Annotated in this window: 20 protein-coding genes and 1 pseudogene; 13 read left to right on the top strand and 8 right to left on the bottom strand. The window is 59.4% G+C overall.

Translation table 11 applies throughout. From position 1 onward, the window contains the following. Positions 1-80 precede the first annotated feature (80 nt). The 5 genes and pseudogenes from K307_RS06035 (at position 81) to K307_RS06010 (ending at position 5,345) form a co-directional block, all read left to right on the top strand. Positions 81-1,190: an IS5 family transposase gene (locus K307_RS06035; RefSeq protein ID WP_042876962.1), complete on the top strand. Its 1,110-nt coding sequence runs from the start codon at positions 81-83 to the stop codon at positions 1,188-1,190. Positions 1,191-1,366: 176 nt separating this feature from the next. After that, a complete protein-coding gene (locus K307_RS45725; protein WP_230625529.1) occupies positions 1,367-1,915 on the top strand; it encodes a phosphotransferase family protein in 549 nt (182 codons plus the stop codon). Between the two features lie 344 nt (positions 1,916-2,259). Then, positions 2,260-3,552, top strand: a pseudogene (locus tag K307_RS06020) (ISL3 family transposase); the annotation flags it as partial. Positions 3,553-4,008: 456 nt separating this feature from the next. Next, positions 4,009-4,413 carry a PaaI family thioesterase gene (locus K307_RS44250; RefSeq protein WP_051974698.1) on the top strand — a complete coding sequence of 135 codons (405 nt, stop codon included), beginning with the start codon at positions 4,009-4,011 and terminating at the stop codon, positions 4,411-4,413. A 53-nt stretch (positions 4,414-4,466) separates the two neighbouring features. Next, entirely contained in the window at positions 4,467-5,345 is an 879-nt protein-coding gene (locus tag K307_RS06010; RefSeq protein WP_042881468.1) for a LysR family transcriptional regulator, read from the top strand. A gap of 71 nt (positions 5,346-5,416) precedes the next feature. On the opposite strand, the gene K307_RS06005 is transcribed toward K307_RS06010, so the two are convergent. After that, positions 5,417-6,088, bottom strand: coding sequence for a peroxiredoxin-like family protein (locus K307_RS06005; protein ID WP_042876956.1), 672 nt, complete (start codon positions 6,086-6,088; stop codon positions 5,417-5,419). A gap of 295 nt (positions 6,089-6,383) precedes the next feature. Between K307_RS06005 and K307_RS06000 the strand changes: the two genes are divergently transcribed. The 3 genes from K307_RS06000 to K307_RS05990 all read left to right on the top strand — a co-directional run bounded on the left by K307_RS06000 (position 6,384) and on the right by K307_RS05990 (position 9,841). Then, complete coding sequence (locus K307_RS06000) at positions 6,384-7,325, top strand: LysR family transcriptional regulator (protein WP_042876955.1); 942 nt, start codon at positions 6,384-6,386, stop codon at positions 7,323-7,325. Positions 7,326-7,601: 276 nt separating this feature from the next. Beyond that, entirely contained in the window at positions 7,602-8,810 is a 1,209-nt protein-coding gene (locus tag K307_RS05995; RefSeq protein WP_051974697.1) for an MFS transporter, read from the top strand. A gap of 401 nt (positions 8,811-9,211) precedes the next feature. Further along, positions 9,212-9,841, top strand: a complete 630-nt coding sequence (locus tag K307_RS05990) for a glutathione S-transferase family protein (protein ID WP_042876951.1) — start codon at positions 9,212-9,214, stop codon at positions 9,839-9,841. A gap of 117 nt (positions 9,842-9,958) precedes the next feature. Here the strand turns inward: K307_RS05990 and K307_RS05985 are convergent, their stop codons facing one another. Then, positions 9,959-10,882, bottom strand: coding sequence for a LysR family transcriptional regulator (locus K307_RS05985; protein ID WP_051974696.1), 924 nt, complete (start codon positions 10,880-10,882; stop codon positions 9,959-9,961). Positions 10,883-11,763: 881 nt separating this feature from the next. Here K307_RS05985 and K307_RS05980 point away from each other — a divergent pair. Then, entirely contained in the window at positions 11,764-12,399 is a 636-nt protein-coding gene (locus K307_RS05980) for a LuxR C-terminal-related transcriptional regulator (RefSeq protein WP_051974695.1), read from the top strand. 118 nt (positions 12,400-12,517) lie between these two features. Here the strand turns inward: K307_RS05980 and K307_RS50955 are convergent, their stop codons facing one another. Beyond that, positions 12,518-12,901, bottom strand: a complete 384-nt coding sequence (locus tag K307_RS50955; RefSeq protein WP_419187146.1) for a DUF3331 domain-containing protein — start codon at positions 12,899-12,901, stop codon at positions 12,518-12,520. A 772-nt stretch (positions 12,902-13,673) separates the two neighbouring features. On the opposite strand from K307_RS50955, the gene K307_RS05975 reads away from it, so the two are divergent. Next, entirely contained in the window at positions 13,674-14,393 is a 720-nt protein-coding gene (locus K307_RS05975; RefSeq protein ID WP_042876947.1) for an SDR family oxidoreductase, read from the top strand. 1,176 nt (positions 14,394-15,569) lie between these two features. Here the strand turns inward: K307_RS05975 and K307_RS05970 are convergent. Both K307_RS05970 and K307_RS05965 read right to left on the bottom strand, forming a co-directional pair. Next, positions 15,570-16,280 carry a hypothetical protein gene (locus K307_RS05970; RefSeq protein WP_042876945.1) on the bottom strand — a complete coding sequence of 237 codons (711 nt, stop codon included), beginning with the start codon at positions 16,278-16,280 and terminating at the stop codon, positions 15,570-15,572. Positions 16,281-16,514: 234 nt separating this feature from the next. Further along, positions 16,515-17,630: an alkene reductase gene (locus K307_RS05965; RefSeq protein WP_042876943.1), complete on the bottom strand. Its 1,116-nt coding sequence runs from the start codon at positions 17,628-17,630 to the stop codon at positions 16,515-16,517. 1,038 nt (positions 17,631-18,668) lie between these two features. On the opposite strand from K307_RS05965, the gene K307_RS05960 reads away from it, so the two are divergent. After that, positions 18,669-19,418 carry an SDR family NAD(P)-dependent oxidoreductase gene (locus tag K307_RS05960; RefSeq protein WP_042876941.1) on the top strand — a complete coding sequence of 250 codons (750 nt, stop codon included), beginning with the start codon at positions 18,669-18,671 and terminating at the stop codon, positions 19,416-19,418. A 900-nt stretch (positions 19,419-20,318) separates the two neighbouring features. Here K307_RS05960 and K307_RS05955 read toward each other — a convergent pair. The 3 genes from K307_RS05955 to K307_RS05945 form a co-directional block, all read right to left on the bottom strand. Then, complete coding sequence (locus K307_RS05955; RefSeq protein WP_042876939.1) at positions 20,319-21,068, bottom strand: SDR family NAD(P)-dependent oxidoreductase; 750 nt, start codon at positions 21,066-21,068, stop codon at positions 20,319-20,321. A gap of 94 nt (positions 21,069-21,162) precedes the next feature. Next, on the bottom strand, positions 21,163-21,912 hold the full coding sequence (locus tag K307_RS05950) for an SDR family NAD(P)-dependent oxidoreductase (RefSeq protein WP_042876937.1): 750 nt from the start codon (positions 21,910-21,912) through the stop codon (positions 21,163-21,165). A gap of 312 nt (positions 21,913-22,224) precedes the next feature. Continuing rightward, positions 22,225-23,142 (bottom strand): LysR family transcriptional regulator, encoded by a 918-nt coding sequence (locus K307_RS05945; RefSeq protein WP_042876935.1) that lies wholly within the window; start codon positions 23,140-23,142, stop codon positions 22,225-22,227. A 98-nt stretch (positions 23,143-23,240) separates the two neighbouring features. Here K307_RS05945 and K307_RS05940 point away from each other — a divergent pair, with 98 nt between their 5' ends. Beyond that, positions 23,241-23,915: a peroxiredoxin-like family protein gene (locus K307_RS05940; RefSeq protein WP_051974694.1), complete on the top strand. Its 675-nt coding sequence runs from the start codon at positions 23,241-23,243 to the stop codon at positions 23,913-23,915. 284 nt (positions 23,916-24,199) lie between these two features. Further along, the gene (locus tag K307_RS05935; RefSeq protein WP_230625525.1) at positions 24,200-25,315 is read left to right on the top strand and encodes an SDR family oxidoreductase; all 1,116 of its coding nucleotides are present in this window, start codon (positions 24,200-24,202) and stop codon (positions 25,313-25,315) included. Positions 25,316-25,368: the final 53 nt, after the last annotated feature.

Genomic DNA, 25,368 nt, shown 5'->3' with positions numbered 1-25,368 from the left:
GCTGCTGAAATACCTAGCCCGAAGTCAGCGCGGTAGCGTGCCAAAGCGTTGATTACCGGACACCACTCCATCCGAGATTCATGCGCGGCGCCGACACCTTCACCGAAAGCCTGTTCACCATGCGGCGACTCGAAGATTTCGTGCCGCAATCGCATCCGTTGCGCCCGATCCGCACCATGGTCAACCAGGCCTTGGCGAAGATGAATCGGCTGTTCGCAAGCATGTATGAAGCCGATATCAAGGGCGGACGCCCGAGCATTGCGCCGGAGAAGCTGCTGCGCGCGATGCTGCTGCAGGTTCTGTATAGCATCCGGTCTGAACGCCAACTGATGGAGCAAACGCAGTACAACTTGCTGTTCCGATGGTTCATCGGCCTGTCGATGGACGACGCAGTCTGGGTGCCAACGGTGTTCACCAAGAACCGTGCACGGCTGATCCAGCACGATGCAGTGATCACGTTCTTCAACGAGGTGCTGGCCATCGCGCACAAGCGCAACTTGCTGTCGGGCGAGCACTTCAGCGTGGATGGCACGATGATTAAGGCCTGGGCCGGCCACAAGAGCTTCGTACGCAAGGACGGCGGCGATGGCGCTGACAGCGACAGCGGTGGCACCGGCGGCTTCCAAGGAGAGAAGCGCAGCAACGAGACGCATCAGTCCAAGACTGATCCGGACGCCAAGCTCTATCGCAAGGGCAAGACCGCCAGTGAGCTGCGCTATATGGGTCACACCTTGAGCGACAACCGCCACGGCCTGGTGGTAAGCGCGGTGGTGACCCAAGCCGACGGATATGCTGAGCGCGAGGCCGCGAAGGCCATGCTCAACGACGCCCGGCAGGTCGCTAACGAGCCGGGCGTCGAAGTTACCGTGGGCGCGGACAAGGGCTACGACGCAGAGGAGTTCGTTCAAGCCTGCCTTGATATGAAGGTGACTCCGCACGTGGCGCAAAACACTTCAGGGCGACGCTCGGCGGTGCCCGATGAGATTGCCCGCAGCGTCGGCTATGCCATCTCGCAGCAGAAGCGCAAGCTGATCGAACAGGGCTTCGGCTGGGTCAAGACGGTCGGGCGCATGCGTCAGGTGATGGTGCGCGGCTTGAAGAAGGTCGACCAGATGTTTGTACTTAGCATGGCCGCTTACAACCTCGTGCGGATGCGATCGCTAGGACAAGTCCGTCCGCAGGGCCTGTAATGGGAGCAAGGAAGCCAAAAATGGGCATCAAACCGCGTGAAAATCGATGAAATGACGCCCGGCTTCCGGATTATGAAAAATACGAGGCATGTGCGTCGCGCAGGGGGAAGCTTTGCCCTGTCTGCAGCGAGTACTTCAGCGGCCTGCTAAGCGATTACGGCAAGCCTGGCGGTTACGTGGCTCGCCAGGTCGCAAGCTGGTCGGCCCAGTACCTGAGCGACGGAGTGGCCGGTCGGCATCCCTCGATGGATCTGCTCGCCAACTGGTTGCCTCGGCATCTGCCAGCCGCCGATGAGGTTGCCATTGCCCATGGCGACTTCCGGGCCGACAACATGATTTTTCATCCTTCCGAGTCCCGGGTGCTGGCGGTGCTGGATTGGGAGCTGTCTACCCTCGGTGATCCACTTGCCGACTTCGCCTATCATTTAATGATGTTCCGCATGCCGTCTGACATCCTGGGTGGCATCGCGGGGCGGGACTTGGCAGCCTTGGGATTGCCGGATGAGGCTGCGTATGTCGACGCCTATTGCAGGCGTACAGGCCGCGATGGTATCCCGAACCTCGATTTCTACATCCTTCAACATGTTCCGCTTCGCCGCGATCCTGCATGGCATCAAGGGAAGAGTTGCGCGCGGCACGGCCTCCAATGCCGACGCGCATGCCATGGGCGAACGCTTTGCGCGCGTGGCCGAGCTGGCTTGGGCGCAGGCGCAGCGGTGGGTTGAGGGCTGGACCGGGATTTCGCGTCAGCTCTTTTGTGCCGCGATTTGTTGGTCGCGATTATCGAGTTTATGGGATCGGCACCGAGCTCACGCTCGTTTTGCGGCCGCCCGAGTTTTCCCAGAGGCGGCCGTTCTTTTTTCGTGCGAATGGAATGAAGACCGCCGCGCTAGGACCCGTCCGATTGCTGACAAATTATTGAGGGATGGCCGGATGTCAGCGCAGGAATTGGGAAATTTATGTACCAGGGCGGTCGTAGAACGAAGTAATTCTGGGTCTCCCGCAATTTATGTGACGGCCGCGTCGCGGGCTTGATTTCGGGCCGATCTGGCCCCACGGTGATCGTTACCATGAGCCAAGTGGTGAGGCGGCAGCCCGGCTCGCTAACGCCTTGGGCTTGCGCACCAGTGCCGACACCGTGCTGCGGGAGTTGCGCAAAGCTCCAGGGCGCAAGCGCAAACCACAACCGCGGGTCGTCGGCATCGATGACTGGGCGATCGCGCGCGGTCACCAGTACGGCACGATCATCGTCGACCTGGAGCGACGTGAGCCGATCGAAGTGTTCGCCGGCAGGGAAACAACTGCGGTGGCCGCATGGATGCGGGCGCACCCATCGATCGAGATCGTCGCCAGGGACTGGGCCGGGGCTTACTCCGAGGCGGTCGACATCGCGCTGCCGGCAGCCAAGCAAGTCTCCGATCGATGGCATCTGCTGTGCAACCTGCGCGACAACGTCGAGAGGTTGCTGTACCGACTCGGGCCGCAACTGCGCCAAGCCGCGCAGCAAGGCGAGGTCGGTGGCGTGACCCTGGGCCGGCAGGGGTTGCTGAGCGGCAACTCACTGCGGTCATGGCAGCGCCTGAGCGATCAGCGACGCGCCACGCGGCTGGCGCTGTACGAGCGGGTGATGGCGCTACGCGCCCAGGGCGGCACGATGAAAGGAATCGGGCGCGAGCTCTCAAGCGACCATCGAACCGTGCGCAAGTTCATCACCGCGGGGGCCTTCCCCGAGCGCGCACCCAAGGCGCGGGGTCCGACGCCTTTGGATCCCTATCGCAGCTATATCGAGGAACGAATCGCCCAGGGCTGTCGCTGTCCGAGACTGATCTGGCAAGAACTCAAGCAGCGAGGCTATACGGGCAGTCGCGCCGCCGTGCAGAATTGCGTGGTCCGCCTCCTCTTTCCGCAGGGCAAGGTACCGCTTGTCCAGGCACCCGTGCGCACGATGCCGTGCCCGTCGGCCCGGCGCGTGTTCGGATGGCTCGTCGGATGGAGGAAGCTCGCCGTCGAGGAGCCCAGGAGCGCGGACCATGAGCGCTTCGTACAGGCGCTGTGCAAGATCGAACCCGTGGTGGGCGAGGTCCGCAGCCTCGCCCGGGAGTTTCTCGGGCTCATGCACCGGCGAAGTCCGCGGCAGTTCGATCGATGGTTGAAGCGTTTGTCGCGCTGCGACGCTGCGGAAATGCGTAGGTTCGCGCGAAGCCTGCGCGCCGACTTACCGGCTGTGCGGGCGGCCTTCAGGCTGCCATGGAGCAAGGGCCAGACCGAGGGTCACGTCAACCGGCTCAAGTTCCTCAAGCGCCAGATGTATGGCCGCGCGAACATCGAGCTTCTGCGGCTGCAGGTATTGAAGCCAAGCTAACCCGGCCTGCCTTGTCCTGCTCGACCCGCTAGTCCGGTCGCCATCGCAGGCGGGTGAGCTCGTACGGCCAGGACGAGACTGGCGGGCTCGCCCACGTTTGTCAACAAGCAGAAGAATGGTGGTAGTGGGGCGGGGGAGACGACGGCAAGGTCCTCCAGGCGAGTTCGCCGTCGTCACACAAATTGCGGAAGACCCAACTTTCCTTTGTTCTACGACCGCCGCCCGGGCGGGCGACGGGTGAAGGCGAGAATCTTCGTCAGATCGTTGCGATGAATGTGGCGTAAACGACACTCATGCTCGGTTTGAGGCGGCCAACATAATCCCAGAACGCGGGCCATAGCTGTTATTCCGCTCGGGCATAACAATTAGTCCAAGATGCGTACTTCCAAGGCGACCGGCCAGCGGTTTAGCCTCCCTCACCGGATCCAGTAGATGTGCCATGCAGGGGTGAGTGTGATGAGCGAGAGCGCAGATTGGCAGCAACGGATATCGATCGTTTTGGCATTGCCATTGAACGTCTATATCGGGCTTGCGTGGGAGGGCAGCAAGGGCGGGGTGGCACGTACGGGCTTCGTCGTGAAGCAAGAGCACCTAGCGTTGGGCAGTCTACATGCGGCCATGCTGTACGCCGCTATGGAGGCAACATGTCTTTTTGCACTGTTGCCGGCAATGGGCAAAGAGGACCACGCGGTCACGCACGACTTTCACGCGTCCGTCATGCGCGCAATCGGCCTTGGCGAAACATGTGAAATTGAGGCCAGAGTGGTCAAGCACGGAAGGTCGTTGGCATTTGTCGATGCAGGCGCTACAGCTGCAGGAAACTTGGTGGCGACGGCCAGGGTGACAAAGTCGATAGTCTGAGGCGATGGTCCGGGCTCTGTGCCTGTCCCACCAACAGGGCATTGGGAAGCATGATGGACAAAATGACCGCAATGGAAACGCTGGTCGCTGTCATCGAAGCCGGGTCGTTCTCTGGCGCAGCGCGCGTTCTTAAAATTAAGCAGCCGGCGATTTCGAAAGCCGTGGCGCAGCTAGAAAAGCGTCTGGGTGTACGCCTGCTGCTGAGGTCCACTAGAGGGCTGTCGCCGACAGAGGCGGGGGTGAGCTACTACGAGCACGCCAAGCGATCGATAGAGGCTGCGGCTGAGGCAGAGCAAGCCGCTCAAGGATCGGGGGGAACTCTCTCGGGGCGCATTCGCGTGAGCGCTGCGGTTACTTTCGCGCGCATGCATGTGATCCCACATCTAAAGAAGTTTCTGTCTGGGCATCCGCAGCTCGCCATCGACGTTCTTCTTGACGATGGCAATCTAGACCTGACCTCAAACGGCATCGATGTTGCCTTGAGAATGGGCGCCCTAGGCGACTCAACGATGACCGCCCGGCGCATCGCGCGCAGCGACCGAGTCGTAGTTGGCAGTCCGCGCTATTTTCAGACCGCCGGCGTTCCTGCGCAGCCTGCTGATCTAGCAGGCCATCAGGCGATAGTCTATGACAGGCAGGGTGGCGGGGCAGCATGGACATTCCGCCGCGGCAGCACGGAGGCCTCTGTCGAAGTCTCGGGACTCATCCGCGTCACTGCCGCAGAAGGGGTACGCGCTGCAGTTCTCGCTGACCTAGGCGTAGCGGTCGCCTCCAGGTGGATGTTCGCGGAGGAGATCGAGCGTGGCGAGGTGTTACGCGTGCTCGACGATTGGGAGCTACCCCCCATGGACCTTTGGGCCCTGTTTCCCACCGGAAGAATGCCGAGCGCAAAGGCAAAGGAGTTCGTGTCAATCGAGTGTCACGGCGCGTGAGCGACCCAATGCGGGAGTTTAGCCATTGGTGCCAAGTGCCTGCGAGAGACTAGTTTGCCGCCGTGCCCACGTTATGGGCTCGCGCGGGATCTCCGCAGGACCGGCAAAACGTCTGTGGGTTCTGGGCGAACCGTGTAGTCCGGGTTGATCTCCGAGTAGAGAATCCTGCCATCTCGATTTATAACGTATCGCGCCGGCATCGGGAGGGTCCAGCGCGAGTCGTTGTTAAGTGCCGGTAGATTGATTGCGAGCCTCGAATACAGTTCGATCAACTCAGAGGGCAAGTCGTGGCGGACTCCGAAGGCCGCGGCGATCCTGCCTTGGGCGTCGGATAGTATCGGAAAGCTTATATTCCAGTCCCGAGCAGATTTGCGGCTGTTGGCTGGTGTCTGAGGAGAGATGGCAACAAGACTAGCTCCCTCGGCCTTGAACGAGGGGAACGCCTCTTCGAGTGCGGGCAGCTCGATGTTGCAGCAAGGGCACCACACACCGCGATAAAAGCAGACTACCAAGGGGCCTTCCTTGAGGAGCTTGGAGGACGACACCATCTGTCCATTCCCATCCTCCAGTTCGAACGCGGGCGCAACATCTCCGGCTTTCAAAGCGCGTTCCGCAAGCCCTGAAGCAATCAGTTCATTTGTCGCCTTAACCATGACCGCGTGAACCTCCGGAGGGGCGAAGTACGGTGCTTTGCCAGCGCGAAAATCCGCTTTGAAAGCGTCGAGCTTATCTTGCAATGTCATATTGCTCTCCTATCGGGTCTATCGCTGAGTCGCGCCCTTTACGAGGAATCGTCCCAGAATTGATGCGCGATGGATAGACCCGGCGCGGTGATAACTGTCATGCGCTGGAGGAATAGCCCCTCAGGTGTTGATCGGCAAAGAGGCCCGTGATATGCCCGCGAGCAGCTGTGGTTCTTCGCGCGCCGTGATCATTCCCGGTTGGAATAACTCATATGTTGATTCGGGTACTACCAGGCGAAGCTGGCGGCCACTAGGATGAACTCCGGATAGGACTCCTGAGCATGTCCCGGTCGCCATGGACAAATTTCTTTCGATGAGAGCGTTTACGAGGATTGTGGATCACGGGAGTTTTTCCGTGGCTGCGGGAACGCTCGACATACCCAAGGCCACTTTGACCAGGATGATCCAGCATTTGGAAGGTGAGCTAGGCACAAAGCTCTTGCATCGCTCGACTCGGCGTATCGATGTTACGTCTGCAGGCGCGAGTTACTACACACGTTGCGCCAAGATTCTTGCGGATGTGGAGGACGCGGAGCGCTCTGTTGCGCGGGAGGGCTTGGCGCCGAGCGGAACCCTTCGGGTAGTCGCAACGGCGGCGATTGCAAAGACGTTGCTGGTAAAGAGGTTACGCGAGTTCTTCCAGAAATACCCTGACCTGAAGGTGGAGCTTTCTGTAAGCGAACGTCATGTCGACCTTCGCCGGGAAGGTGTCGATGTAATGCTGCGCGTCGGTGAACCTCATGATGACACGTTGGTCGCGAAGCCCGTTGGGCGACTTGAGACCGGCTACTTCGCGTCTCCCGATTATTTGGATCGTTTCGGGGAGCCTTGCGCTCCGCATGAGCTGTCTTATCACCTCACGATCAACTACATCGCACACCGCTCGGATTTCATGAGTAAAAGGCGAGCTGCAAGTGAGGGGCAGGAAGCCGACCAGTTCCAGGGCTCGGCGGTGGCGACCGACAGCCTGGATGTCCAGGTAGCGTTTGCCCTGGAGGGTTACGGTATTGCACGTCTGCCCCTGGCGCTTGTAGAGCCGCTAGTGGAGGAAAATAAGCTCAGAAGGATACTTCAGGGCTGGGATGAAGAGGCGCTACCTCTGACCGCCATGTACCTGCCGCAGGGGCACATCCCCCCGAAAGCGCGCGTGTTTGTTGACTGGTGTTCGGAGGTTCTGGCGGAGCACAGGACACTAGCGCTCCGCCGTCACACCGACAACCTGCTTGCTGCTGCATAGAGGCGTTCCCCGAAGGGAGTCGATCCGCCAGCGTGCTAGGACTCTTCTCGGGCGCTCGTGAATCGTGCGCTGGCGGCGACCGGATCTGTCATCAGACTTTCCAAGCTACCACTTTGGCGAACGAGACGGGCTTTCGCGCAGTCCCCTTATTGATTCCTAAGCGGTTGGCGCCAACGCCCGGCTCAACTGCGGCAAGCGCAGTGGGACGCCTAGTTCTACTCCCTTAGTTGACCATCAATCAATATGTCGACCACCAAGCCTCCTTCCACGCGAACCATGAGTCCGACGGACAGCCAGTCCCCAGCTCCCCACACGACGCTACCCAATAAGACGGTCATGCTGCTGGCGGCAGCGGCGGGATTGCCTGTCGCGTCGCTGTACTTCAGCCAGGGGTTGCTTGGTGTGCTTGCCGACGATATCGGGGCATCCGGCAGCACGATCGGCCTCGTGCCAACGCTGTTGCAACTTGGCTATGCGGCGGGGATCTTGCTGCTTGCGCCGCTGGGAGACCGATTTGATCGCCGTCGCGTCATCGTTCTCAAGGCGACGGCTCTGACGGTGGCACTCCTGCTTGGAGCTCTCTCCCCGGGAATTGGCATGCTGCTCGTTGCCAGCGCCTGCATTGGCTTCACGGCGACGATGGCACAGGACGTGGTGCCGGCCGCGGCGACACTTGCGCCCGACAGGCATCGTGGAAAAGTGGTGGGTACGGTGATGACAGGTTTGCTGATAGGAATGTTGCTGTCAAGAGCGGTTGGTGGCTTCGTGGCGGAGCACCACGGCTGGCGTACGATGTTCTTCATGGCGGCGGCGAGCATTGCATTGATCGGAGTAGCGTGCTGGCGAAAGTTGCCGCGCTTTCTCCCAACCGCGCGGATGTCTTACCTCTCGCTGCTTGCCTCACTGTTCAAGCTGTGGAGACAGTATGGCGACTTGCGCCGCGCGACGCTGGCACAGGGCTTTCTGTCGCTTGGGTTTAGCGCATTCTGGTCGACGCTGTCGGTCATGCTCCACGCTGCGCCGTTTCATTTGAGCAGCACTAGTGCCGGCGCGTACGGACTGGCTGGCGCCGCCGGGGCGCTCGCCGCGCCATTAGCTGGCCGCCTTTCGGACAAGCGCGGTCCCGAGCTTGTCACGCGGCTCGGGGCTACATTGACGGCGGCGGCATTCGGGGCGATGCTTTTTTCTCCCCTGCTGGCCCCATTTGCGCAGCTCGCATTAATAGCTATCTGTGCGATCGTATTCGACCTCGGTGCGCAGATTTCCCTCGTTGCACATCAGACGATCATCTACGGCATCGACCCGGGTGCGCGCAGCCGACTCAATGCAGTGCTTTTTGTAGGAATGTTCACCGGCATGTCGTCGGGGGCCGCTTTGGGAAGCGTGCTGTTGGCCCGTTCGGGCTGGGTTGGCGTGTCGGCCCTGGCGCTCGGTAGCGCATTGGCCGCGCTCGTCGTACGCCTGTGGCCGCGCTCCCGTCGCTGATCGCGAGGGCGTTGCGGCTACGGCCGGCAGATTTGCAGCGGGCCGGACGGTGTGGGGACGTTCGGCACCAAAAGGTTCGGGTGACACATATTCCGCGTGGGAATGGCTGTTATTCGTGTCTGGTGTCTACCGCGCCTGAGGATCTTGTTCCAGCATAGCGGCCTGGTTGCGCGAAGATCGGCTTCGGGCGCTGGTCGACTGGCACAAGCGCGTTCTCGACGAATGCCTCGCTAAGCCGGCCCTCGGGTTAGCGGTCACTGGTGAGGTTGATTGACCGCCGCGTGGCGTACCGTCGCTACGCGGCTCGGCACCACGTTCTTCAGCCGAGTCACGCAACTTTCTGATTCTTGTAATCCAACACAGCCGCCGTTGGATGCGGCACATGAACTGAGGAACATCTCATGTATGAGGTCTACGCTTTCTCTACGCCTAACAGCGTCAAGGTCCCTATCGCTTTGGAGGAGCTCGGGGTGCCGTACGAACTTCACGCCGTCAACGTACGCCAAGGTGAGCAGAAGCGTGATAGCTTTCTCGCGCTCAACCCCAATGGGAAAGTGCCGGTAATCGCGGACCTGGAGCGTGCCTTTGTCTTGAGCGAATCGGCGGCCATTCTGGTCTACCTTGCGGAAAAGCACGGGGAACTCCTTTCTCGTGACCCGGCTGCCAGAGCTAGGACGTTTGAGCAGTTGTTTGTGCACGCGTCGGGTCTCAGTCCGTCCTTCGGACAAGCCGGCTACTTCCAGAAGTTTGCGCCTGAGCAAATTCCTCATGCGGTGGACCGGTTTGTCACAGAAGCGAAGCGGCAACTGGGGCTGCTCGATGGGGTTTTAGAAGAGCGCGAATACGCGGCGGGAAACGAGTTTTCCATTGCCGACATTGCTCATTTCGGTTGGATCTGGCGTCGTGGGTTTCCCGATCTGACGCTGGATGACTTCGACAACGTTCGGCGTTGGTACGATGCAGTGCAAAGCCGTCCGGCCGTTGGGCGAGCGATAAAGAAGGTCGAGGGGCTGGTTCCAGTTACCGCGTAAGTGTCAAATCTGGGCGGCCGATTCCGCATAGCGGGTCTGCCGCTAGCAGTGGACCGGGCGGGGGCGGGCTGATATCGATCCAATACGGAGCCGCCTACCAGATGGGCGGCCGGTGATCTAGGCCGCGGAGACGTGGTGGGCCGAAGGCGAAGGTCTCAGGTTGTCGACAGCGTGTGCGATGAATGCTCGAATCTTGGGCGTGACAGCGCGGGCAATGGGATAGAGAGCCTGGATGGACCGTCGTGGCGTCTTGAAGTCTGAGAGCACCCGGAGAAGCGAGCCATTGTCGATGTGACGCTGAACAGCGTAGTCGTGTAGGTAGACGATGCCCGCGCCGGACAGGGCTGCATCAACGAGCGCATCGCAATGGTCGACAACGTTCCGCGCGATGTCGCCGATCTTCACAACACGTGGCGTGTCGCCAAGCGAGAAGTGCCAGTCGTGAAAGCGCCTGGTGCTTGGTGAAAAATACGCGACGCAGTCGTGGGCATGTAGATCGTCAGGAACCTCGGGGAATCCACGTTCGCTAAGATAATCGGGGCTGGCGCAGGCAATCCATTGTGTGGCACCGAGGCTGCACGACGCAAGCTTCGAAGGAATCAGCTCCCCAACTCTGATCGCCAGATCGAAGCCTTCATCCAAGACATCGACCGCGGCGTCTGACAGGTTTGTTTCAACAACTAGCTTGGGATAGCGCCGCCTGAACGGAGTCAGCATCGGAATCAGCACCGATCTGCCATAGCCAATAGGTGCCGTGATCCTCAGTCTCCCAGTAGGGCCGCTGGCCGACTCTATCAGCTCGGTCTTTGCGTCTTTTAGGTCTGCGAGGATTCTCCTACAACGTTCAAAGAAAGCCTCGCCCTCCGCCGTGATGCCGACTTTTCTCGTTGTGCGATTCAGCAACACCACGCCAGTCTGGGCCTCGAGGCGGCTGACGGCCCGACTCACTCCGGAGTTTGATAGGCCCATCATCCGGGCTGCCTCAGTAATGCTCTTCGCCTCTGCGACCCGAACAAACGCCTCAACCGACGATAGATCCATTAGCCTATCCTTTGCCCAGCGCGTTAGGGTGGATCACGACGGGCCAATCATTGGCTGCTTCGGGCATAGGCAAGTGCATCATTGATCCATCAATTCACCACGTCAGCTGCCGTGGCATGGTCGACGCAGCGCTCTGCTACAGCGCAGGAGCTGCAAATTGAAGCTACCAGGAAAGCGCTGGTAATCCGAACACGCTGTCGACGGCCGCTTCCATCTAACGGGCCTTATTAGCTCCGTCTCCAAACGCCAAAACGGGTCGTTTGAGGTCTCGTCGGAGTGAACCTATTCTAGGCACAAGGGAAACGGCTAACAATGTCAGACTCTACTCAATTCTGTTTTGCTCGCCGAGCAAATGTCGTTGCTTTATGGCTAGCGAATGAGTCTGGCCGTTCTGCGAGTCCGCTGGAACGAATGCGCCACACAGACCGTGAAGATATCGATAAAACGGGCGATCTTGGGTAATTTTAACGGTTGTTTTTGTGTACATCCAACAGCCAGCAAGGGAGCATCCATCTTAAAAAGCCCATGTCTATCAGACTTGGTATGCTTCATTATGAATTTAAAACTATTCGATGTGGGCAGACAGCGGCCTTTCGGCGCGATAGCCAAGACGCGACAGGAAGTGCCAGGTGCCTAACGCCGGCTGTAACGCGTTTTGAGCTCGCATCGAGAATAACAGCGCCCCGAGAAGTCGCGGCCGGGGCATTCTTCGGAGGACATCATCATCTGTACGAAGAGGTACCGATTCAACAGTTCATTGGACCAACTGCGGGACGGCGTGCGGTGGGGTGAAGGGAGCCCCTTTCGTGGAGGATGGGCAGCGGCGTGAATGTGCGTCGGTGCTCGCCGCATGCCGATCTTGAGCCTCAAATATAACCACTATGGACGTGAGCGACTCTTCAGTTATCTACGTCGTCGACAGCGACGAGATGGCGCGCCTATCTACGTATAACCTACTTCAGGCATCTGGCATGCGTGCCGAAAGTTTCAAATGTACGGAGGAATTTGTCAATTTTGGCGCTTCAACTTTGCCAAGTTGCCTTGTGCTTGATATTAATGTCAATGGAAATGGCTTGGAGTTCCAGAAAGAAATGCCGGTGCTCGGGCTGAGGATGCCAGTCGTCTTCGTATCGTGCAGGGAAAATACAGATGCATGTGCGAAGGCGATGAAGGCTGGTGCATTTGATTTCTTCCTCAAACCTTTCTGTGAGGAAGAGCTCCTAAGCTCTGTGAGCCAAGCGCTTGAGCTGGATCGAAGACGTCTGGGCGACGAAGAATCGATGTCGGCACTGCGCGCGGCCTACGGGTGTCTCTCGAAACGCGAGCGGGAGGTGATGGCGCTGGTGGTCTCGGGAATGTTGAACAAGCACATCGCCTCGGCGATGTATCTGAGCGAGACTACAGTCAAGGGCCACCGTGGCATGATCATGAAGAAGATGATGGCAAAGTCGGTGGCCGATCTGGTGCGGAAGGCCGATGCGCTGGGGATCGGGCGAGGCGACAGAAAAGTGCCATGAGGTCTAGGGCAAGGCCATGACGCGACGGGTTGCGACGGTGTCGTGCGACCCTGACTTTGGCAGATCTGGCTGTGCGTGGACACAGCCTCTGGGGAACCGATAGCATCCGGATGTCTGTCTAGTCGTCGGGGGTCTCATCTTCGTAGTCCATGCCCATCCGTAAGGCCTTCAGAGAAGCGTCCAAGATCATTGCCATTGCGTTTGCAGCGTTGCGGGCGTCCGGGCGGAACACCGAGTCTCCAGGGCGTATGGTCTTTCCGGTTAGGGCGCATGCCCCACCGCGTATGGCGCGCTGTCGGTGCCATGTCTGGTTCCCATACGAACCCCCGGTTGCATCATGCCAGGATAGAACTACCGTGCCTGGAGATTCGTTCTCGATTAGCGATATCTGTGCGTGCGTTCTCTGGCGATCGAGGGATGTGGTGACACCTAGCCTGGGAGGACTGGCCCAGGAGAAGTTGGAGAGTCGTCTCGCCGTCTGGTTCTGTCCAGCGAAGTACATGGTCATCTGTCCCCAGCGGGTCGATTCATACGCATGGTCAGAGTGATTCCTCTCACGACCCGTCTGTCCTTCATTGAGGTTTGTCTCGTTGTCGTATGCAAGTGAGGTGTGATCGGAGTCGGTCATTTGTGTGGATAGCTGATTCTTGATTGCAATTGGTGCCCGCTCGTTCGGTGTCCCGATAAGGACCTGCTCATAGGCGTCTCTAGGTCGGCGTCCAAGCCAGTTTTGGCGAAATGGGGACGACCTCCTTCATCCTGCGTGCCCGCCGGGTGGTCAGGTAGACGACCTTTAAGACTGCAGTGCGGCAGCCACAGGACTTTCTCTGTCAGCGAATAAAAAAGAACCCAGCTCGCATGCTGGGCTCAACGGGGAGGCACCATGTCCCGGGGGATGGGACAGTTGATATGCTATGCATAGGGAGCCAGATAGGCAACCATACGAAGGTATCGTTTATGCGCCGGTATTTGACCGCTGCCCACGAGCTGATTTTCCCGCCTGCCCCTGTGCAGCGCAGCTAGGGAGATCGCAAGGTTTGGATGCGGTGCAGGCTGGCGTGGCACGAAATCGTGCGTACACCCAAGCAGGGAGCGCTCTCGTATTCGGAGACTTCCGGCGTTATGAGAGACGTCTCAATCGATCCGAGAGACCTGTAGTCAGTGACAGGCCTTTATTCCTGCGCGGAATTGCTGTTATTCAATTTAGCCGCCTTGTGGACCGTATGAAATCGGCGGAGCATGCAAAGCTCGGATCCAACTTCGAGGTGGAATAGATGAAGACACGCACTTTCCTGATCACGGGAGCGAGTAAGGGCATCGGTCGTGCGCTAGCTGAACGGCTGGTCGGTGCTGGACACCAGGTAGTGGGACTCGCCAGGGGCACTGATTCCTCCTTTCCTGGTGAGCTTGTGTCGGTTGACCTGGCTGATCTGCGAGAGACCGAAGGCGTTCTGCGCGACCTGACGAGCTCCAGGCGCTTCGACGGACTTGTGAACAACGTGGGTCTTGTGAGGCCGCAGCGTATCGGCGAGGTCCGAATGGAGGACTTCGATGCTGTCATGGCAGTCAATCTCCATCCAGCTGTCCAGGCAATGCAGGCTCTGTTGCCAGGCATGCGGGAGGCGGGCTGGGGGCGAGTTGTCAATATCTCGAGTCTTACGGTGCTGGGTGCCTTTGATCGCACAGCCTACGCGGCGGCAAAGTCAGCGCTGATCAGCTTCTCACGGTCTTGGGCGCTGGAGCTGGCAACAACCGGGATTACGGTCAACACGGTTGCTCCGGGGCCGACAGAGACGGAATTGTTCCGCAAGAACAGCCCGCCGGGAAGTTTGAGCGAGAAGAAGTTTCTTTCGTTCGTGCCGATGAATCGCTTTGGTAAGCCCGACGAGATCGCGGCAGCAATTGAGTTTCTGCTCTCGGAGGATGCAGGGTTCATGACAGGCCAGACTCTCTATGTCGATGGGGGCGCGTCAGTCGGTAGGACGCTAGTCTAATCCTGGTGGGAGGCGCCCTGGCTCTGACTGGGCGCGCGCCGCCGCGCGGCCCTGCGTTAAGGGCCATCAGGGAACTGCGCACACCATGTGCGCAGTTCCCACAGAGATCGTTAGACGCATGACCCTACTGGGATGCCCTTCCTGCAGGTAGGGATTCGCCCGTGGTGCGATGCATGCTCCGAACATAGCTGAGCTCGATCACAGCAAAGGTGGCGCGGATCAGCGCAATGTGATCGGGAAGGTCTTGCCAGTGGACTCGCCAGGCTAAATGGGCGATACCGGTGTCGAGGTGGTGGAGACTGCTAACTACCGCTCGCGCCGGCAGCAGATATTCAAGACTGACCTTAGCAGGATGAAACGCATCAATTGTTCATCGTAGACACCGTTATCGCATGTGATTTTCGACTCTGCGCTGTCATTGGAGCGACGCGTGACGACGAGTTCGATCATGGTCTGCGCACGACTAGGGCGGTAGCGCCGGGACAATGGAAGCAGGGGAACCGATCGGCGAATCCTCTGTCGATCGAGGTTCCAGACGGGGCAGAACTTGCTATCCCGTGCGGCTGCCTATCCAACTCCGGAATTGACTCGCTGCGCAGGAGGCAAGGTGCGTGTGCAACAGTCGTTTCCCACCGTGGATCCGATGGTGCCGTAGTCGTCCCGGATACTGGCGAGCCAGGCTCTTCCGAAAGCCTGACCTTGCTCGGATACACCGAAATCTCCGGACTAGACGCGTCGGCCGCCGTCCAGAGGCCCATGTCGACGGCATGATCGGGGAGGGCAGGTCGGAGGAATAGGTATTAATGGGCGCTCTCTTCATGACAGGAGTCCTCCGTTCTGAATATGTTCGCCTTTACCCCATGGGTGTAGAAGCGTTCGGCGGCTTATCGGCGCATGCAGTTGCTGCCTAGGTCATCATAGGGTGCTGCAGCGCAGATTGGGCACACACCTTGGTATGGATTTTTGCTTCCCCATGGGCCTACGGCCGTCCGTATAAGCCCGCCGGATCCGCCGGAGAGGCTTGGTCAATCGCGAATCGCTTTTTGGTGCCACTTGGCGTTAGGCTAAGCTTCGAAGGTGATCGTGCCTTCTTGGGATTCGGTGAGGCGCTGGCGGCAGGTCCCTTGAATTGGGACGTGCTCCGCGGAGGGAGCCGTGGTTTGCGTGAGAGCAGCCTCAGGGGCGCGGGAAGAGGGTGACGGCTTGGCCGTTCAAGCGGGGATGGACTACCGCGACACCCGTAAATTGGCCCGACGCATAGTCGAAGGTCAAGACGGTATCTCGCGCCGTGCAATAGAGTTCGCCATTCGGGCCGAACCGCAGCCCGCGGGGGCGTTGGAAGGGTACATCGCCTGGCGGCGCGAACACGCGAACGAGCTTGCCACTGTTCCCGTCGTATTCCCTCACTGATGTGACGGCGTTTGGTGAACCGAACGGAAATTCGCTGGAAATCAGTACATTTCCGTCAGGGCTCACGGCCAAGTCCAGAGGGCTAACCTCGTCGTCGGCGATGAACTGACGCGCTACCTGAGAGCGTGGCAGGTCAAATACCAGAACCGTGTTCTGACCCACTCCGTCTGGGCCGACGCCTGAGGAGAGGAAGAGGCGACCGTCTGCCGCAAAGCCGAAGCCCCGCGGGAATGGCACGACGCTTTCCGGAACAATGATGACCGGAGTGCCAACCAGGTCGGGATCAAATGCGGCGATTGTCTTGCGAGTGCGCAGGCCAACGTAGTAGCGTCCGTCCGGTCCAAAGACGCCGCCTCCCGGGTTGAGTCCCGAGATCTCGCCACTATCAAGACGGACTTGACCTTCGAGATTGAGGGCGAGAATGCGGTCATTGCCGCTATTCAGGTATAGGCGGGCGCCATCGGGGCTTGCGCTCATCCCTCTCGGGTCGACGATTCGCGTGTCGCTGGAGAACTGGCCCTGAGCCTGTCTGTCGTGTGAGAAGGACAGCAGCGCGCCGAAGCCATCGCCATTTGCCCCTGAGGCGCTAGTTACCAGTATTGTCAGGAAGGCACTCCTTGGCTTGCCCAGACGCTGGCGCGAACGCGTCGACGCTTGGGGGCGTGGTGGGCGCCCCTTTTGCGGGATTGTCAGCAAAAGGGGACCGGCAGACTATGCCAGGACTACAGCGTCGTATGTCGGATAGTCTGTGTACCCTCCAGCGTCACCGCCGTAGAACGTCGACCGGTCGTACGGTGAGAGCGGGAGGTCATGACGGAACCGGGACGGCAAGTCGGGGTTCGATACAAACAACCGACCGAACGCAACGAGATCGGCGCCGCCCTCCGCGATAATCTGTTCGGCCTTTGCGCCGGTGAAGCCGCCCGCAGCGATGAGGGGGCCTTTGAACCACCGACGGATGTCCTTTGACCAGACGTGCGCATCTTCGGCATCGATGTCAATGATGCCCCTCACGCGGGGTTCGATGACGTGGACATACGCTAGGTCGTAGTCGTTCAGCTTTTCCGAAACGTATTGGAAGGTGCCATGCGGGTTGCTGTCCGACATCGTTCCATACGTGCCGCTCGGAGACAGGCGGACGGCAACCTTGCCGGCTCCCCACACGGACACAACCGCGTCGAGCGATTCGAAGAGGAAGCGAGCGCGGTTCTCGACGGGGCCTCCGTAGGCGTCGGTACGATGATTCGTCCCATCAAGGAGGAACTGCTCGAAAAGATAGCCGTTTGCAGCGTGAAGCTCGACGCCATCAAAACCGGCTTCCTTCGCCAGAACTGCGCTCCGACGGAATTGGTCGACGATGAGAGGAATCTCTTTGATTTCGAGCTCGCGAGGGAGGATGAGTTCGGCTTCGGCAATGCTGCCATCTTCATTCCGAATGGCGGCATGCTCGAGAGAGAGCAGGGCCGACGGAGCGATCGGCGTAACGCCGCCGGTGTTGGCAGGGTGCGCCTGGCGACCGGCGTGCCAGATTTGGAGGAAGATGCGCGCTCCCTTTGCATGGACGGCATCGACGACTCGCTTCCAACCTTGGAGGTGCTCGTCCGTATAGATGCCCGGGGCATCGACGTAGGCAATGGCCAAGGGCGACACTGCCGTTGCGTCCGTGATCAGCAGGCCGCCTTTTGTGGCTCTTTGCGTGTAGTACTCGACCATGAGGTCGCCTGGAACATTGCCCGGCTCCGTGCGCATACGGGTGAGGGGGGCAAGTACCACGCGATGCTCGAGGTTGTAGGACCCGACGGACGTGCTGCTGAATAGGTTTTCCATTGCCTGTGCTCCTGGATTTGGGTGACGGTGCCTGAATGTTGGTTGCAAATCCGGTGAAGCAGTAGAGGGCATTCGGCAATAACAGTCATTCCAGGAGGGAATAAGACATCGGTGGCGAAGCCACTAGCGCCGGCGCGCCGCCAGCTGGCTGGCGGTCGTCACGCCGCGGAGAGGGAATTTCAGGTGAGGGGCCGACCGCAGCGCTCTTGCGGTGGCCAGATGCTCGGCCGCATCTCTAGAGTGGCGATTGGGCGGGTGGCGAACGTTTCAATGGTTCCAAGCCCCTCTGTGGGCTAGTGTGGCCTTCACTTCAGCAACTGATCAAGATTCGACGAAAGTCGGGCCTGGATGCGGCTTTCGGGTTCGCCCCAGAGGTCCACCAGCTTATCGATGATGTCTGTGGCTTGCCACGGCATGAACACGTTCCTGTTGACCGTTGCAAAGGCACCGTCGGTCTCTCCGGTAGCACTCATTAGCGGGACTGTGTCAAGTGAGCGAACGATACCCGCCCCCGAGCAACCGGCGACACGAAGAGCGGATGGCGACCGTGGGTGGTAAGGTCATTGGCTCCGACTAGGCTATCCATGCCTCCAGACAGCTGGGACACGCAGTCGGCATGCCGTCTTAGCTTCGGTACAGGCGAAGGCGGTGGCTCTCCGCCAGGTAATTAGGTTCAGCCGCCAGAAGTCACCAGTCAAGAACCGCAGCATTTGCGATCGCCGGTTATGGGTCTAGGTTAGCGCAGACCCAGCCGACGCTGCGCATCGATTCTGATTCCCCGAGGGAATAACAGCTATTCCCTCCGGACTACTAGCTCGAAGGCCATCCTCGGTTGTGTAATGCTGAAAGGCGGGACCCAATTTGCAGGAGCTACTGAAGGGGATGGTGCGGTGAAACACCGCAAAAGTCAAACAACCTCGTCGCCCTGTTGCCATCGGGGTCTGCAACGGACCTACCGCAGAGTGGAGCGTACTGGCATGACATTTCGGTCCCGTCATACGCGCTCTATCGGAATTGGAAGCACAACCGAGATTTAAAATGGCAAAACTTCACGGAAAGGTGGCACTGGTCACTGGTGGAAACAGTGGTATTGGCCTCGCGATCGCGAAACGTTTTGTGGAAGAGGGTGCCTTTGTCTACATTACTGGGCGGCGGGAAGCTGAACTCGACAAGGCGGTCGCTATGATCGGTGGCCGCGTTGCGGGCGTGCAGGGCGATGTCCAGCGCCTCGAGGATCTTGACCGTCTCTATGCGCAGATTGGCGCCGAGAAGGGGCGTCTCGACATCCTCGTCGCGAACTCCGGTGTCATCGAGCCGCAACGCATCGATGAGATCACCGAGGAGAGCTTCGATAGGGTATTTGACATTAACGTGAAGGGCCTCGCCTTCACGGTGAAGAAGGCCCTTCCGCTGCTGAAAGACGGCGGATCAATCGTGGTCACTTCGTCGATTGCGAACTGCAAAGGATTTCCGGCGTACAGCGCCTATAGTGCGACGAAGGCCGCTGTGCGTTCGTTTGTCCGGACCTGGACCGCGGAACTCAAGGATCGACGCATCCGCGTAAATGCGGTCAGCCCGGGGCCGATTGACACTCCGATTCTGGACTCACAAGCCAAAACGAAAGATCAGGCAAACGAGCTGCGTGAGCGATTCGCCGCTGCAATTCCCTTGAATCGTTTGGGATCACCTGGCGAAATCGCGTCGGCAGTACTGTTCCTCTCATCAGACGAAAGTAGTTTCGTCGCCGGCGTTGACCTGCCGGTCGACGGCGGCATGTCCGCCCTGTGAACTGCTCTTTGTGTACAGGTGTCTTGTGGCTGTAGCGTAGCCTTTGGCCGAATGCGTCTCGGCAGCGGCGTATCCAACTCATATCCCATTGGGTACGTCGCATTTCTTTCTTCCTTAGCCTTGTTCCGACCTCTAGACCCTTCCGCTTCCGTGTCCTTCCCAGGGCCGTCCGTGCAGGAGTTTCCACGCTCCACATCGCAAGGTCGTCTCGCCACCGCCGTTGGTGAGGGCCTATGACGAAACCCAGTCGCATTCGCTACAGGACAGAAGGTCGATACGAATTTCTTGCTTACACCTAGCTCACTGTGGAAGGTCTCAGCCAAGGTTTCGTGCAAGTGCGCGGAAACACGCCAACTGGTGTCGTACAAGCAGTGTTCCGCGCTGGGCGGCCGCATGGAAGAAGTGCGCACGCTCTGCGGAGGGCACAGACGGATATGGAGCGCCTGGCTTCCATCGTCCGCCAGGGATGTCCGCTGAGCTGTCGATAGAGAGGAGTCTACCGGCCGGCTCGAAGGCCGCATTGAACCGTCACCGGAATAGACAGCGTGTGTTGGTTTTGGACCCTAGGTTGGCCACCGGCACCTCGGATAGCTGAGGAAGCATGCTTGAAGTCGCTCACATGCTTGACTGTGCCCAGAACCTCGTCCATCCCTTCGGCGGGAGCTCCGATATGTATCGCGTAATCTCATCGGGAAAGGTTCTGCTCTCACGCGAGTCGATGTGGCGGGCGGCTGAAGTCGGACTGATTCTGGACCTCGGCCGTCGCCTGAACGGATCCGGAGATATGTCCAGGGCGGTAGGGCATGCGCCCTGCGGCACGCCGCCGACTCGGGGGCGCAGACGGCAGCTACGTCGCCGGCGCGACGCTGCGCCAACTACGTAGCTGCCATAGACATCGCGTCAGAGTGCGCTCATGCCGCCATCGACCGGGAGATCAACGCCAGCGATGAAGCTGGCCTCGTCGGATGCGAGGAATAGGGCGGCTGCGGCGATTTCCTCCGGGCGGCCCAGCCGGCCAAAAGGCACGGCAGCAGCGAACTGCGCACGCGCCTGGTCAGCCCCTTCCTTAGTCGGCGCTTGTTGGTCGAAGATCGGCGTGTCGATCGGGCCGGGACAGATCGCGTTGACCCGAATCTGACGATCTTTCAATTCGGCGGTCCAGGTTCGTACGAACGAGCGCACGGCTGCCTTTGTCGCACTGTAAGCGGTGAATCCGGGGATGCCCTTGTTCTCGGCGATCGAGGTGATCACGATGACCGCACCACCGTCGTGCAGAAGTGGCAGCGCCTTCTTTACCGTGAACGCAACGCCGCGTGTATTGATGGCGAAGGTCTCGTCAAAACTATCCTCCGTGGCCTCGCCGAGCGGCTGCGGATCAACAATGCCTGCGCCGGCAAACAAGATGTCGAACTTGCCCTTAGCTGCGGAAACGGTTTCGTAGAGGCGATCGAGATCGGCGAGGTTGGATACATCGCCTTGGACTGCCGCGACGTTCTTGCCGATCTGCGATACGGCCCGATCCAACTCATCCTGGCGGCGGCCAAAGATGAAAACGAATGCACCTTCGTCGACAAAGCGCTTCGCGGTGGCAAGGCCGATACCGCTGCTGCCGCCCGTGATGACGGCGATCTTTCCTTGAAGCTTCTGCATTACTTGCACTTAGTAGTAGTTAGGTCCGGCACGGGCTGACTGTGGTCAGACCCACGCCGGAGCGGCTGTGTATAACGATTTGTTCAGCCGGGATTCAGACGGAGCACATGCCGCCATCAACCAGCAGTTCGCTGCCGGCGACGAAGCTGCTGTCGTCCGACGCGAGGAAGAGCATGGCGGCCGCGATCTCTTCTGGACGTGCCATGCGACCCAGCGGAATGTTGCCGGCGTGCTTTGCTCGTACAGCTGCCGCCTGTTCTGGCGAGCCTGCTTCGGCGTCGATCAGCGGCGTATCGCACGGTCCTGGGGTGATGGTGTTGACGCGGATACCGCGGTCTTTAAGCTCCATCGTCCAAGTGCGCGCGTATGAGCGCATTGCGGTCTTCGACGCCGCGTATGCCGACCGACCGGGAAAGCCTCGAAGCGAGGCGATCGTGCTCGTTAGGATTATCGACGCGCCGTTGTTCAGCAGCGGAAGGGCCTTTTGCACCGTGAAAAGCACACCGCGTGCGTTAACCTCGAAGTTGTGGTTAAAGCTGTCAATCGTGACGTCGCCAAGCTTTACGCTGTTCACCGCGCCGACGTTTGCGACAACGATGTCCAGCTTCCTACCGTCGGCGGCCACCTTCTCGTACAGCCTGTCCAGGTCTTCGAGGTTGCGTACATCGCCGCTCACGGATGAGACATTCGCACCAAGCGACGCGGCGGTCTTATCAAGTTCTTCTTGGCGACGAGCAAAGATGTAGACGAACGCGCCCTCGGCTACGAAGCGCTGTACCGTTGCGAGGCCAATCCCGCTCGTCCCGCCGGTAACGACTGCCACTTTGTTTTTCAATCTCGACAATTCCTGCTCCTCATTGAAAGCATGCCGGAGCGGAGCGCCCCGTTGGAGGGATTAAACAACGGGTGGTTGAGTCCAGATAGGACCGGGGCAGAATAGTCGTTATTCCATTTCGGAATGAACGAAGATGCATTGGCGCGTCTCAAGTGGACGCGGGGGAAGGGTGCCTGTTTCCTCCGGGCCCGTGCCCCATTAGGAAAATGAAACAGGCACAGAGGGGTACTGGAAAGACGGGATCCGCCTTTCCGTTGAGGGTAGGATCGATCAGCTGGCCGTTGCCGTATATCTAGGCGCCGTTGCAGTGTGCTCGGGGTGTTACTTCTGGATGACGTTCGGGATGGCGTCGTTGCCAAGCATCCGTTCCTCCATGAATGAGATGAAAGCCTTGGCCTTCGCGCTCGATCGCCGCCCAGTAGGGGAGACGGCCCACAGGTCAATCGGCGGGAGTTCCCAGTCAGTGAGCACGGCATGCACATGTCCGGATTTCAGTTCGGGCGAGAACATCCATTCGGAGGAAATGGTAAAGCCAAGGTCGGACAACACCGCTTCTCGGACGCCTTCTGCGGCCGTTGATCTGACCCTGCCGCGGATGACTACCGATGTCTCAGCCGAACCTTGCCGGAAAACCCAGGTGTCACCTCCTCCGCGTTGGTCATAGACCACAGCCTGGTGACCGATGAGGTCCATCGGTGACGATGGTACGCCGGCCTTCTCGAAATAACTTGGGGTTCCCATTACAAGGCGACGCCCCTGGCCGATACGCCTCGCGGTAAGGGAGGACGAGTCCGCCAGTGGCCCCATGCGCAGGGCCAGGTCAATACCTGCCTCAATTAGGTCGATGTTTCTGTCATCAAGAAAGAGATCGATGTCGAGCGATGGGTGTGCTTCGAGAAATGCAGGCAGATGGGGCATTACGTGCAGTCGCGCAAAGGTCACCGCTGCGCTCACGCGAAGACGGCCAGATAGCCCGGCACCGGCCCCCCGAGCCGCCAGTACCGCCTCCTCCGCGGAGTCGACGGCTCGCTTTGCGTGCTCGTAGAAGACCAGGCCAGACTCGGTTGGCGCAAGCCCGTGCGTGGTGCGCATTAGCAAGCGCAAGCCCAGGTATTCCTCCAGTTGCGCGATTGCTTTTGACACGGCTGGCTGGCCAATTCGTAACTGTCGGGCGGCCGCAGAAAACGATCCCGAATCGACGACGAGAACGTAGGCCTCCATGGCCGATAGGCGGTTCATCGTTATTCCCTCTTGGAATGATCGTTATGACTGCGCCATATCTACCACAATCGGCATGGGTACGGCAAAGTAGGGTTAACAATCGTATCGAGACCGCCATGGACCTGAACGCGCAGTTGAAGACGCTCCGGAGGGAGTTCGCGGAGAACGCTGACTCCAGGATCGTGGACGCGTTCAGCAGCGCCGACGCAGAGCTGCGGACGTCGAGCGTCCTGGACGGCTGCATCAAGGCGGGCGACCCGATGCCCGATTTCTCGCTTTCTGACGCAAATGGGGATCTTGTCAGTCTCCCCCGGCTGCTGTCTCGAGGACCGGTTGCGATCAGTTTTTACCGCGGCGATTGGTGCGACTTCTGTGCGTTGGAGTTGATAGCGCTAGCCGAGATATACCACGAGATCCTTGAGCTGGGGGCTTCGCTCGTAGCCATTTCGCCGCAACCACCGCAGGAGAGGGTGCGGCCGGAATTTGGGGAGCTTCCATTTCCGATGCTGTGGGATGACAAGGCGAAGTTGGCTCGTCGCTGCGGTATTACCTATTCGATTCCTGTCGCCATGCGCCCGATTTACGCAAGTGGAGGGTTTCAACCTTATGGGCTTGGCGAAGCTGGATGGAGCTTACCGATCCCGGCGACCTATATCCTAGACCGCACCGGGATCATTGTGCTGTCGTGGTTGAACACGAACTACACCTGCCGTGTTGAGCCGCGTGACGTTGTGACAATGCTTTCACATCTTCATCAACAGTCTAAGCGCGAACTGTCTGGTCCGCAGTAAGGGGATGACGAGATCCCCTCCCTTGTGGCGATGCAGCTTGGCGCATCGCCTTTTTTTGTGTAGGGTCGAAGGCCCTTGCGGACCGGGATGTCTCGCTGGGAATACGATTAGTTGCTTTCGTCGCCCGGCTCTCTGTTCTGTGGAATAACTATTATTCCGGGGTCGCTACTACCACATGAATGTCCGCACCCTTAGATTTGCAACTATCGACAGCCTGTCGGTAAGCGTGCTCGGACAGATCGCGATCTTATGAGAATCGGATACGAGTCTGAGCGTGGACAGTAATGATGAAATGGAGCTTAAAAATGGGCGTGAGAAGCAAGGTTTTGGTGGCGGGAGCAAGCGGACTCATTGGCGTGGCCGCTATTGAATCCTTCCTCTCTGCAGGCTGGGATGTCGTCGGCGTTTCCCGCCGTAGGCCGGAACTGCCGAGTGGTCGTGATTTCGAATTTATCTCGGTTGACTTGCGCAACGAGGAGGCGTCCCGCGAGGCGCTGGGTGCGCTCCCCGACGTAACGCACGTCGCATACGCTGCTATTTACGAGAACGCGCACGATTTGGTGGGCGGCTGGTCGAACGAAGAGCAGATCGAAGTCAACAATGCGATGCTTCGCAATGTAGTCGAGCCCCTCCTTCAGCGTAAGGGTACGCTGAAGCACGTGTCCATTCTGCAGGGGACGAAGGCATACGGTGTTCACCTTCACCCGATCGCAATCCCGGCGCGCGAAAGCGATCCCCGCGACGATCACGCGAATTTCTTTTTCGATCAGCAGGACTATATCCGCGACCTCGGTGCTGAGCATGGGTTCACATACACTGTTCTGCGCCCTCAGCTCGTCACGGGTAAGACGCCTGGCGCTCTCAACGTTCTCCCGGCTATTGGCGTGTATGCGGCGATCCGGCGCGAGAAAGGGGAGCCCTTCAGCTTCCCCGGTGGCCCCTCGTTTGTTTGGGAAATGGCCGACGCTGACCTTGTCGGTCAGGTAATGTCGTGGGCCGCCCAGTCTCCCAATGCCGCAAACGAGATCTTCAATATCACCAATGGCGATGTTTTCGAATGGCGAAGCGTATGGCCGGCGTTTGCGACGACGCTCGGTGTCACGGTCGGCGCAGACGAGCCGATGAGCGTGGCTAAATACATCCGCGAGAACACCGACGTGTGGGCGAAGATCGTTGCTAAGTACGGCCTTGCCAGCGGAGACTTGGTGTCGTTTGTCGGTCAGGGCGACCAACACGTCGACTTTGCGTTCGCATCCGGTGCGCCCGCAGGTCCGGTCGCCTTCGTCAGCACTATCAAGCTTCGTAAGGCAGGGTTTGGCGCTGTGGTCGATACTCGTGATGCGTTCTGCGATGCGCTCCAGTCGTTCATCGATCGCAAGCTTCTGCCGCCTGCGGTGTAACGTACCGGCCTGCTGCTGGTACTAGGCAAGCGTGCAGAAAAAAAGGGGTGGCT

It is taken from the genome of Cupriavidus necator A5-1 (genome assembly GCF_000744095.1).
In the GTDB taxonomy this organism is placed as follows: Bacteria; Pseudomonadota; Gammaproteobacteria; order Burkholderiales; family Burkholderiaceae; genus Cupriavidus; species Cupriavidus necator_A.
Note: the sequence above shows the minus strand (reverse complement) of the source record. Positions and strands in the feature narration are given on the sequence as shown.